The sequence below is a fragment of the Stenotrophomonas sp. SAM-B genome (assembly GCF_013387485.1).
GTDB lineage: Bacteria > Pseudomonadota > Gammaproteobacteria > Xanthomonadales > Xanthomonadaceae > Stenotrophomonas > Stenotrophomonas maltophilia_AA.
Genome location: NZ_JABBXB010000001.1, coordinates 302,615 through 314,489 on the forward strand (window position 1 = coordinate 302,615; position 11,875 = coordinate 314,489).

Sequence of the window (11,875 nt, forward strand, 5' to 3'; positions counted from 1 at the left end):
TGCCGTTGCCGCAGGCTGAACACGCGGCGCGGTACATTACCAACGGCCCGGGGAATTGCCGGGCCGCAAGGCATAGTAGCGGCGCGTTCCACGTCCCGAGCCGGAGGCTTACATGTTCACCACCCTGGTCGCCGTGCTGGTTGCCTTGGCCCTGGGCCATGTCGCGCCGGGCGCGGCCGTCGCGCTGCGGCGTTTCGGCCTCTATCGGCGCTGGCTGCAGTGGCTGGATCGGCATGCCGCCGAGGACGGGGCGTGGCGCGGCCGCAAGGGTGCCTGGCTGGCGGTGCTGCCGTTCGTGGCCGTGCTGGGCCTGCTGCAATGGCTGTTCGATGACCGCGTCTACGGCCTGCCCTCGCTGCTGCTGGGCGTGCTGGTACTGGTGATGTGCTGGGGCCCGCGCGATCTGGACCGCGATGTCGAGGCGGTGATCGATGCCGATGACGCCCACGCGCGCCACCTCGCGATCACGCGGCTGCAGTCGGCCGGCGGCAGCCTGCACGAAGACGTTCCCTCGCTGGTCGAGGCCACCGTGCTCAACGCGCTGCGGCGCTGGTTCGCGGTGCTGTTCTGGTTCCTGCTGCTGGGCCCAGTCGGCGCGCTGCTGTATCGCCTGCTGGCGCTGCTCGCGGTGGGTCCGATGCGGTCGCTGGCCAGCGTGGAGGCGGTTGCCGGTGCGCGCGTGGTGCTGTCCTGGCTGGAGTGGCCGGTGGCGCAGCTGATGTCGCTGTCGATGGCGCTGGTCGGCAATTTCGATACGGCCTTCAAGGCCTGGCGCGGGGCGCACGGCAATCAGTGGTCGGCCTCGACACACTTCCTCGGTGCGGTCGCGCGGGCAAGCGTGAGTGCCGAACTGCGCGAGGATGCGCACGATTACAGCGATGCGGGCATGGTGCCGGTGTGGCGTCGCCTGCCGGAACTGCGCGATGCGATGAGCCTGGTGTGGCGCATGCTGCTGCTATGGATGGCGGTGCTGGCGCTGCTGGTGATCGCCGGTTGGGTCACCTAGCCGTACCGGTCAGCCCGGCGCCAACCAGGTAAAGGGAACCCACGGCAGGTTGCGTGCGATCCAGTACGCGGGCAGCAGGATCAGCCAGAAGGCGGGCTTCATCAGCAGCGTGATCAACGGCTGCAGCGCGCGTGGCCGCCAGCCCAGCGCCCAACCGATCACCAGCGGGGCGATGGCCAGCATCAGCATGGCCAGGGGATTCATCGAGAACGCGGTGACCACATCACCATGGGCGAGCGCGTGCAGGGCACGCGTCAGCCCGCAGCCGATGCAGTAATAGCCGGTGACCGCCAGAAAGCTGCACGGCGGGAACGGGCTGCTGGCGCTGTTGGGGTCGTAGTGCCGCAGCACCCAGAACCCCGCACCGGCCGCCACTGCGGCCGGTGGCAGCAACGCCAGCAACCAGCGCTTGCCGTGCAGCGCAGGCATCAGCTGTTGCTTTCGATCTGCTGCTGGAACTGCTGCATCTGCTCCATGTAACCGTCCACGCCCATGAAGGCGAGCGAGATCACGAACAGCACGACGCCGGCGATCAGGAAGCCGGTGGTGACCCACGCCCAGATCTTGGCGTTCTTGGAGGCACGACGCGCGCCTTCCAGGTCACCCTGGTTGAGCAGGCCGTTGACCTTGCTGGCGAACACGATCGCGACCACGCCGGTGACGATGCCCGGGAAGCTCAGGCACGACAGGCAGCACACGAAGAACGCCAGGATGGTGACGACGATCGACCAGATCAGGTGATTCGGAACGCTGCCCGGGGCGGGCGGCAGGGGGGCAGTGGCATTCATCAGCGAAGCTCCATTTGCTTGGGTGGGTGTATCAGCGCGGGCGAGGTGCCCCGGGCGGTAATCTAACCGATGTGCCCGCGTCCATGTATACGGTTACATGCAGGCAGGGCGGGGCTCACGCCTGATCGCCTCGAAGCTGCCTCACCTGCGTTTCCAGCATCGGGGCGGTCGCGGCATCGCCAGGGATCGGCGCAGACGCAACCACCTCGACATGCGCACGGAAGCGGCGGGGCACGCGCATGCGGCCCAACCGCGTGTCGCGCCGGCTCCACATGCTCGACCACATCCCGCGCAGCGCCATCGGCACCACGGGGACCGGGCGGCGCTCCAGGATCTTTTCCACGCCCGACTTGAACGCGCCCATCTGACCATCGCGGGTCAATGCGCCCTCGGGGAAGATGCAGACCAGCTCACCCTCGGCCAGCGCCTTGTCCACTTCGTCGAACGCGGCCTGCATCAGCGCAGGATCCTCGCGCGCGCCGGCGATCGGGATCGCCTTGGCGGTGCGGAAGATCCAGCGCATCACCGGGATGTTGAAGATCTTGTAGTACATGACGAAGCGCACCGGCCGCGGGATCGTGGCCGACAGGATCAACGCGTCCATGTAGCTGACGTGGTTGCACACGATCAGCGCCGCGCCCTCGTCCGGCACGTGGGACTCGATCCCGTGCGGGCGCAGCCGGTACAGCGCACGCACCATCACCCAGCTGAGGAAGCGCATCAGGAATTCGGGCACGATCGTGAAGATGTAGATCGCCACCACCGCGTTGGCGATCGCCAGCGCCAGGAACAATTGGGGAATGGACCAGTCCAGCACGCGCTGGGTCAGCAGGCCAAGACCTGCCGCGAGCACGATGAAGCCGGAGTTCTGGATGTTGAGCGCGGCGAACACGCGCGACATCTCCGACTTGGCGGTGCGGCTCTGGATCAGGGCGAACAGCGGCACCACGAAGAAGCCGGTGAACAGGCCGATGCCGATCAGGTCGATGATGATGCGCGTGCTGCCCGGCGCCTGCACGAACTGCCAGATCGACAGCCCGGCGGCGGCCGATTCGCCGACGCGCGCGAAGTACAGGTCGAGCATGAAGGCGGTCATGCCGAAGGCGCCCAACGGCACCAGGCCGATCTCCACGGTCCGCCCGGACAGCTTCTCGCACAGCAGCGAGCCGGTGCCGGTGCCCAGCGAGAACAGTGCCAGCGCGAAGATGTACAGCGTGGAGCCGCCGCCCAGGTTCACCTCGGCGTAGGTGGGCAGCTGCGAGGTCAGCATGGTGCCGACGAACCAGAACCACGACACGCCCAGAATCGCGTTGCGCACGGCCTTCTGCTTCTTGGCCATGCGCAGCACCGCCAGCGACTCGGGCAGCGGGTTCCAGTTGATCTTCAGGTCCGGCGCGCCGGCATCGACCTTGGGAATCATCCGCGCCGTGAGGTTGCCCGCGATGGCGAGCACGATCACTGCCGTGGCCGCCACGATCGGGCCATGGCTTCCGGCCAGGGTGAAGATCAGGCCGCCGGCGATCATGCCGGTCAGGATCGACAGCGAGGTGCCCATCTCGACCAGGCCGTTGCCGCCGGTCAGTTCCTCGGGCTTGAGGATCGACGGCAGCACCGAGTATTTCACCGGCCCGAACAGGGTGGACTGCATGCCGGTGCAGAACAGCGCGACCAGCAGCACCGGCATGCTCTCGGTCAGGAAGCCGAGCGCGGCCAGCGACATGATCGCGATCTCCATGGTGGTGGTGATCACGATCAGCCGCGATTTCTCCAGCTTCTCCGCGATCTGGCCGGCCAGCGCCGAGAACAGGAAGTACGGCAGGATGAAGATCGCCGGGGCCAGGTTGGTATATAGCGAGCGCTCTTCGATCGGCGTGCCGAGGAAGAACAGCAGCGCGATGATGGCCTGGCGGTAGACGTTGTCGTTGAACGCGCCCAGCGACTGGGCGATGAAAAACGGCAGGAAACGGCGTTGCCTGAGCAGAGCGAACTGACTATGGCCGGACATGGAGACTCCTTGCGAACCGGCGCAGCCTAGCATTCTCCCTGTTGGCGCAGCATGGCAGCGCCGCGGAATGGTGCAGGCAGCCCCCCGTCTCGGGGTAGCTCACGACCGTTGGTCGTGAGACGTTCCATGGTCGTGAGACGTTCCATGGGTCGTGAGACGTTCAATATCCGTATCGACCAACGGTCGATACCTACCGCAGCGTGCGCGCGGCCTCGTTGGCGGCGCCGCGCAGCTTGGGCAGCAGGCGCAGCATCAGCCCCATCTGGGTGCGGATCAGCTGCAGCTTGGGCGGCATGTCGTCCGGGATCTGCTCCAGTTGCTCGGCCAGGGCGCGGTCGCCGTCGTTGGCGTCCTCGGCCACCGGCTCGCGCTGCTGCAGCGCGCTGGCGATCTGCTGCATCGCCTGTTCGACGCGTTCCCCACCGGACAGCGCCAGCGGATCCTGGCCGTAGCTGTCCAGCTGGGTGCGGTGGGCGCCCAGCGCGGAGAGATGGCCGAGCAGGGTGTTGGACAGCGCCAGGAAGCGGAACCCGGCATCCAGGTTGCGGCGCACGTGGCCGGGCTCGCGCAGCATGTTCGACAGTGCCGTGGACAGCGCCGCGTCTGCGTTATGCATGTCGCGCCGCGCGATCCGGTAGGCCAGATCGTCCTGCATGCCGCTGCCGTACTGGCCGAGCACTGCGTGCAGGTACTTCGCGCAGTTGTCGAGCACGCGTGCCATCACCAGGTTCAGGCGGCGACCCTGCCAGTCCGGCAGGATCAGGAACGCGGCGGCGGCGGCGATCGCGCAGCCCAGCAGCGTATCCACCAGCCGCGGCCAGATCAGCAGGAAGCCATCGCCGATCAGGTTGAAGCAGGTCAGCGCCATCACCGTGATCGCCGCCGAGGCCACCAGGTAGCGATCGCTGCGGGTGAAGAAGAACAGCAGCGCCGAAAGCAGCGCGATCAGCAGCTCGATGCGCAGGTCCTGGAACAGCTGCATCAGCGCCCAGGTCAGCACCAGGCCGATCAGCGTGCCGGCGATCCGCTGCGCCAGCCGTTGGCGGGTCGCGCCGAAATGCGGACGACACACGAATACGATGGTCAGCAGGACCCACGAGCCGTTCTGGGTATTGAACAGGCGGATCGCGGCGAAACCAACGATCAGCGCCAGCGCCATGCGCAGGCCGTGCCGGAACAGCACGGAGCCGGGGGTGAGCTGCTGGCGGATGCGCACGCCCATTTCGCGCAGCGTGTGCGGGTTGGTATCGCGCAGGCGGGTATCGACGTTGTCCAGGGTGGACTCGGACTTCTCGGCCTCGGACAGGCGGCGTTCGATGCTCTGCAGGTTGTGGCCGAGCAGTTCCAGCGAGGCCAGCAGGCGCTGCCACTGCGGGTTGTGCTGGGCGCGCAGCCAGGTCAGTGAATCGGTGAGATCGGCGGTGGCCTGTTTGGTGCGCTCGCCGTACTGGAACGGCTGGCGCAGGCGGATGGCCTGGCCGAGGTTGGCGCAGGCCTCGCCCTGCAGCGCGAGCAGGCGCTGGCAGCGGTACAGCACGTCGCTGTGGAAGAACGCCTCGGTGAGCGCGCCATACGGATAGTGGGAGGAGCTGGCGCGTTCGTGGAAGTCCTGCGCCATGTAGTACAGCCGCAGGTACAGGCCGGACTGCACGCCGGGCCGGCCGGAGCGGCCGAACCGGGCCAGGATCGCGGTCTTGGCGATGTTGAGCGCCTCGACCACGCGCCGGTTCTGTTCGGCCAGCGCCAGCTGGCGCTTCTGCACGTCGGCATCGCGGACCGGTTCGAACAGATCGGCCTTGAGCTGCAGGTAACGGCCCAGTTCCAGGTACAGGCGTGCCACGCGCTCGCGCACCGGCCGATTGGCGAACAGGGCCGTCCACAGGATCGAGAGCAGGGCGTACCAGACCGCACCGGCCAGCAGGTGGCTGACCGCGTTGATGGCCTGGGACAGGTCGGCCGCGCCGTGCTGTTCCAGCCCGATCATGGTGTAGATGGCCAGCGTCACCGTGGCCTGCGCGATGGAGGCATAGCGCTCGCCGAGCGCGCCGAGCAGGGTCAGCCCGAAGGTGGCCGCCGCCAACGCGGTGATGAACCACCACGGATGCGGGAACAACAGCACCACTGCGGCAGCCGCGGCCACGAAGCACAGCAGCGACAGCGCCACCGATTTGATCCGCCCCCACCAGTTGTCGTCGGTCTCGGCGATCGCACTGGCGATGATGCCCAGGAACACGCCGGGCAGGGCGGTCAGCTGGTCCAGGTACCAGCACAGCCCCATCGCCGCGGACAGCGCGATGAACACCCGCAGGCCATAGCTGGCCTTTTCATGCGCCCACAGGCGGCTGACGCGGGTTTCGAACGAAGGCATGGCGACTCGGCGGAAGAGAGGCCGCCATTATTGCCGGTGCGGGGTGAAGGGGACACCTTCACCGCCGACGGTAGTGCCGGCTGCTGGCCGGCGGTCCTGCATGGTTGGCAGCCCGGCATGGTCGGGAGCCGGCCAGCGGCCGGCACTACCTGTGGGTTTTCCGGTTACATGTCGAAGCGCACGCTTACCGCAAAGGTCCGTGGCAGGCCGACGCCTGCATTGGACCAGTACGTCCGGTTGGCGAGGTTCTCCACGCCGGCGCGCCAGGTGACGGGGTGGCCGGCGGCCTGCATGCGGTAACCCACGCCGGCGTTGACCAGCGTGTAGTCGGGCAGCTTGAGGGTGTTGTCGGCGTTGTAGTAGACGTCGCCGTAGTAGCGGGCCAGTGCATACACGCTCAGCCCCTCGACCTGCGGGACGCTGTAATCGGCATGCAGCACGCCCTGCCAGCGGGCGGCGCCGGCGGTACGGTTGCCTTCCTGGGCGGCGCTGCCCGGGGAGAGCTTGTCGTAGGTCGGGTCCAGCCAGGTGACACCGCCGCCGAGGGTGAACGCATCGGTCAGGCGCACGTCGCCGCTGGCTTCCACGCCTTCGTACAGGGTGATGCCGTCCTGCACCAGCCGCTTGCCGGCGGAGGTGATCAGATCGATGTTCGCACCACGCTCCAATCGGAAGGCGGCCGCATTCGCGCTCCAGCGCGGGTACTCGATCTTGGCGCCGATCTCGTACTGCTTGCTGATGGTCGGGTCGAGCACGTCACCGGCGTTGATGTAATCGCTGCCCACGCGGCTGCCGGCTTCCAGCGATTCGACGTAGCTGGCATACAGCGTCACCGCATCGGCCGGCTTGTACATCAGGGCGTAGGTCGGGGTGACCGGATAGGTGTGGTACGCGCCCTTGTTCTCGAAGTCGTTGTAGCGCGCACCGGCCAGCAGCGACCAGCCATCGGCGAAGCTGACGGTGTCGCTGACGAACACCGCCTGCTGCACGGTCTCGCTGCCGCGCGTCAACACGCGGGAGCCCACCGCGTCGTGGCGCAGGGTCGGGCGCTGGTAGATGTTGCCGCGGCCGAGGGTGTTCCATTCGTACGGGCGGTCCCAACCCAGGCCGGTCTGGTGGGAGACGCCGGCAACGACCTGGTGCGACAGCGGGCCGGTCTGGAAGCGGCCCTGCACGAGGGCCTGGGCCAGCTTCCACTCGCTCTTGCCGCCGAGCTCGTAGGTGTTGACGTCGTAATCGCCGTTTACGTCATCGATGTAGGCGAAGATCTTGTTGACGTCGTTCCAGGAGGTGGTCACGCCATAGCTCAGGCTGGCCTTCCAGTCGCTGTTGATCTGCCAGTCCAGGGCGGTGGAGAGCAGGCTGGAGCGGGTGTCGTAGTAGCTGCCGTCGATGCTGTTGTCGATGTCGCCCGCAAGCGGACGCGGCAGCCCGGTCAGGCCGATGAAGTAGTACTGCGGGGATTCGTTGCCGAGATCGCGCGACTGGAACACGCCATCGAAGGTCCAGGTGAGGCGGTCGCTCAGGCGCGCATCCAGCGACAGCGCACCGACCTTGCGGTCCACGTCGCCACCGTTGAAGGTCTCGCCCTTCTCCTGGTACGCATTGAAGCGGTAGCCGAACATGTCCTCGTTGCCGAAGCGCCCGCCCACATCGACCTGGCCGCTGACGATGCCGGCCTCGCGCCAGCCCAGCTGCGCCGACAGCGTGGTGACCTCGGTGGGCTTCTTGGTGACGTAGTTGACGATGCCGCCGGGCTGGCCGAAGCCGTACATGAAACCGCCCGGACCCTTCAGCAGTTCCACCTGCTCCATGACTTCCAGTGGCCACTCGGTGCCCCACGAGGACACCTGCAGGCCGTTGACGCGGTAGCTGTCGTAGCTCAGGTCGATGCCGCGGTTGCGGATCGGCGAGCTCCAGCCGCTGGCATAGGCGCTGACCTGGGTGACCACCGAAGGGTCGGTCAGGAAGGCCTCGCCGAGCGAGACCACCTGGCGCTTCTCGATGTCTTCCCGGCCCACCACCGAGATCGCGAACGGGGTGTCGCGCACGGCGCGGTCACCCAGGGCGCCGGTATCGGTGTGGGTGCGCTCGGCGATGACCTTGATGGCATCCAGGTCGGTGGCGGAGCGCGCCCGGGCGCCGCCGTCGGGCGCGGACTGGGCATGGGCGGCGCAGGCGAGCGGCAGCGCAACGGCCAGCGTGGCCAGGCGGGGCAGGGAGGACGACAGCATCGATGGGTTCCTTGGCGGACAGCACAACGCCGTCCGCGATCTACAGAGGGCGGGGGAGGGTCGATGGCTGGATCGCGCAGGCTGGCCGGGAACCGGCAGCGGGGACATCGCAGAGGGCGATGCAGGACCGTGGCTGGATGAGAATTGTTGTCGTTTTGTTACGTGGCGTCAAACCGGGGCGCACCTACCGGGCGTACCTACCTGACGTACCGACCAACGGTCGGTACCTACCGGGATGCGACGCCGCATCGGTAGGTGACGACCGTTGGTCGTCACGCCGTAACGCGGCCGGTGCCCAACGCAGGTGCCGACCAACGGTCGGTACCTACCGGGCGATGGCGCTGCGCTTCAGGGCGCGCTTCTCGCGGCGCCGCACCCGCCTGGCCACCCAGCGCTCGCGCAGGCACGAGAAGATCACGTACAGCGCCGGGGTGCTGAGCAGGGTCAGGCTCTGCGAGAACAGCAGGCCACCGATCATCGCGATGCCCAGCGGGCGGCGCAGCTCGGAGCCTTCGCCGAGGCCGATCGCCAGCGGCACCGCCGCCAGGATCGCCACCATGCTGGTCATCATGATCGGGCGGAAGCGCACGATGCTCGCTTCGCGTGCCGCTTCCAGCGGGGTCTTGCCGTGCTCGCGCTGCGCCACCACCGCGAAGTCGATCATCATGATCGCGTTCTTCTTGACGATGCCGATCAGCAGCACCAGCGCAATCATCGAGATCACCGACAGCTCGGTGTTGGTGCCGTACAGCGCCAGCAGCGCGCCCACGCCCGCCGCCGGCAGCGTGGAGAGGATGGTGACCGGATGGATCAGGCTCTCGTAGAGCATGCCCAGCACCAGGTAGACGGTGATGATCGCCGCCATCACCAGGATCAGCATCGCCATCGGGTCCGAATCGAAGCCGAAGCCCGCGTCCTCGGCCAGGCGGATGTCGCCGGGCATGCGCATGCCGTTGACCGTGCTGTCGATGATGGCCTTGGCCTCGCCCATGCTGGTGCCGGGGGCGAGGTTGTAGCTCAGCTCCATCGTGGTGTACTGGTTTTCGTGGGTGATCTGCGACGGGGCGAGCCCCGGCACCTGCTCGGCCACGGCCGTGATCGGCACCATCTCGCCATTGCCGGCACGCACATGGATCTGGTCCAGCGCCCCTGGTGTCGCGGTCTGTTCGGGCAGGGCGTTGACCACCACGCTGTACTGGTTGATGTCCGAGTAGATCGTGGAGATCTGGCGCTGGCCGAAGGCACCGTACAGCGCGCCGTCGATCGCACCGACCGACACGCCCAGGCGTGCGGCCTTGGCGCGGTCGATCACGATGTTCTGGCGCAGGCCGGCAGCGTCCACGTCGGTGCCGACGTCGGCCAGCTTCGGGTTCTTCTTCAGCGCGGCCTGCAGCTTGGGCAGCCACTCCTGCAGCTGGGCCAGGTCGTTGCCCTGCAGCGAGACGCGGTACTGCGCGCCCTGGCTGGCGCCACCGCCATCATTGCTGGGCAGGTCCTGGATCGCGCGCAGGCGCAGCTGCAGGTCAGGGTAGCGGTCGGCCTTCGCGCTCAGGCGGGCCAAAGCCTCGGCGGTGGTCTCGCGGCGGCCGTCCTTGCGCGACTTCAGTTCGACGTTGAACTGCGCGCTGGACCCCTGGCGGCCACTGCCCAGGCGCACGCCCACGGTCTTCACCGCCGGGTCGGCCATCAGCATGTCGGTGATGCGGCGCTGGCGGTTGACCATGTCTTCGAAGGAGACGGTCGCGCTGGAATTCGCGCGGCCCCAGATCAGGCCGGTGTCCTGGGCCGGGAACGCGCCCTTCTTGACCGCACCGAACAGGAACACCGTCGCACCGATCAGCAGCAGCGGGGTCAGCGACAGCAGCAGCGCGTGGCGCAGCGAGAAGTCCAGCAGCTTCACGTAGATGCGCAGCATGCGGTCGTGGCCGGCATCGAGCAGGCGGCCGAAGCGGCTCGGTGCGCCGGCATCGGCATGCGCGCTCAGGAAGCGGCTGCACAGTGCGGGCGTCAGGGTCAGCGAGATGATCATCGAGACCACGATGGCCGCGACCAGGGTGACGGTGAACTCCCGGAAGAATGCGCCCATCATGCCCTTGGCGAACAGCAGCGGGATGAACACCGCCACCAGCGAGGCGGTGATCGAGACGATGGTGAAGCCGATCTCGCGCGCGCCGGTGAGGGCGGCCTGCATGCGCGTCATGCCCTCGTCGAGGTGGCGCATGATGTTCTCGATCACCACGATCGCATCATCGACCACGAAGCCGATCGCGATCACCAGCGCCAGCAGGCTCAGGTTGTTCAGGGTGAAGCCCAGCACGTACATCACCAGCGCCGCGCCGGCCAGCGACAGCGGCACGGTCACCGCGGCGATCAGGGTCGGGGCGAGCCGGCGCAGGAACAGCGCCATGGTCAGCACCACCATGGCCAGCGCGATCAGCAGGGTGATCTGCACCTCGTGCAGCGAGGAGCGGATGGTCGGGGTGCGGTCGAAATACGGGGTGAGCGTGGTGCCCGGTTCCAGATAGTCGCGCAGGGTCGGGATCTGCGCCTTCACCCGGTCCACGGTTTCCACGATGTTGGCGCCGGCGCGGGTGAACACGTACATCACCACCGCCGGCTTGTGGTTGAACCACGCGGCCTGGTAGGCGTCCTGCTGCCCGTCGTAGACGTTGGCGATGTCCTGCAGGCGGATCACGCGGCCATCGTCGGCGGTCTTGATCACCAGCTGGGCGAAATCGGCCGCGCGCGCGACGGAGTCGTTGGCGATGATCGCGGTGGTGGTGTTGCCATCGGTGAGGAAGCCGGTCGGCGAGGTCACGTTGGCCGCGCGCACGGCGTTGCGCAGGTCATCGGCGGTCAGGCCGAGGGCGTTCATCAGGCGCAGGTTGACGTCCACGCGCACGGCCGGCGTGGAGGCGCCAGCGATATCCACCGAGGACACACCGGTGATCTGGCGGATGCGCTGGGCCAGCAGCGAATCGGCCACGTTGTAGAGGTCGTCGGCCGACTGCGTTTCCGAGGTCAGGGCAATCGCGATGACCGGGTCGTCGTTCGGGTTCGCCTTCTGGAACATCGGCGTGCCCAGCCCGGCGGGCAGGTCGGACTGCGCGGAGTTGATCGCGGTCTGCACGTCCAGCGCGGCCGAATCGATGTCGCGGTCGCTCTGGAAGATCATGAAGACCAGCGAGCTGCCTTCCGAGCTGGACGAGCGCATGCGGTCGATGCCCGGCAACTGGCCGAGGTGGCGCTCCAGCGGCGCGGTCACCGTGGAGGCCATCGTCGTGGCATCCGCGCCGGCCTGGTTGGCATGCACGAAGATCACCGGAATCTGGATGTTCGGCAGCGCCGACACGCCCAGTTGCAGGTAGCAGATCACACCCACCACGAACAGGCCGATGGCCAGCAGGGCGGTGCCGATCGGGCGGCGGATGAACGGGCCGGAGATGTTCATCGAACGCCTCCGCAGCGGTCTGC

Annotated in this window: 7 protein-coding genes; 1 reads left to right on the top strand and 6 read right to left on the bottom strand. The window is 67.5% G+C overall.

Features of this window, described 5'->3' with window-relative positions; all coding sequences use genetic code 11:
* Positions 1-112: 112 nt before the first annotated feature.
* Positions 113-1,006, top strand: a complete 894-nt coding sequence (ampE, locus tag HH110_RS01345) for a regulatory signaling modulator protein AmpE (RefSeq protein WP_176987975.1) — start codon at positions 113-115, stop codon at positions 1,004-1,006.
* Between the two features lie 9 nt (positions 1,007-1,015).
* On the opposite strand, the gene HH110_RS01350 is transcribed toward ampE, so the two are convergent.
* From HH110_RS01350 to HH110_RS01375, 6 genes are all read right to left on the bottom strand, one after another.
* The gene (locus tag HH110_RS01350) at positions 1,016-1,435 is read right to left on the bottom strand and encodes a DUF2752 domain-containing protein (RefSeq protein ID WP_176987976.1); all 420 of its coding nucleotides are present in this window, start codon (positions 1,433-1,435) and stop codon (positions 1,016-1,018) included.
* Positions 1,435-1,794 carry a CD225/dispanin family protein gene (locus HH110_RS01355; RefSeq protein ID WP_176987977.1) on the bottom strand — a complete coding sequence of 120 codons (360 nt, stop codon included), beginning with the start codon at positions 1,792-1,794 and terminating at the stop codon, positions 1,435-1,437. Before HH110_RS01355 ends, HH110_RS01350 begins: the two co-directional genes overlap by 1 nt.
* Before the next feature lie 115 nt (positions 1,795-1,909).
* Positions 1,910-3,799: an MFS transporter gene (locus HH110_RS01360; RefSeq protein WP_176987978.1), complete on the bottom strand. Its 1,890-nt coding sequence runs from the start codon at positions 3,797-3,799 to the stop codon at positions 1,910-1,912.
* A gap of 190 nt (positions 3,800-3,989) precedes the next feature.
* The gene (yccS, locus tag HH110_RS01365; RefSeq protein ID WP_176987979.1) at positions 3,990-6,167 is read right to left on the bottom strand and encodes a YccS family putative transporter; all 2,178 of its coding nucleotides are present in this window, start codon (positions 6,165-6,167) and stop codon (positions 3,990-3,992) included.
* Between the two features lie 164 nt (positions 6,168-6,331).
* Positions 6,332-8,401: a TonB-dependent siderophore receptor gene (locus HH110_RS01370; RefSeq protein ID WP_176987980.1), complete on the bottom strand. Its 2,070-nt coding sequence runs from the start codon at positions 8,399-8,401 to the stop codon at positions 6,332-6,334.
* Between the two features lie 325 nt (positions 8,402-8,726).
* Entirely contained in the window at positions 8,727-11,852 is a 3,126-nt protein-coding gene (locus tag HH110_RS01375) for an efflux RND transporter permease subunit (RefSeq protein ID WP_176987981.1), read from the bottom strand.
* Positions 11,853-11,875 lie beyond the last annotated feature (23 nt).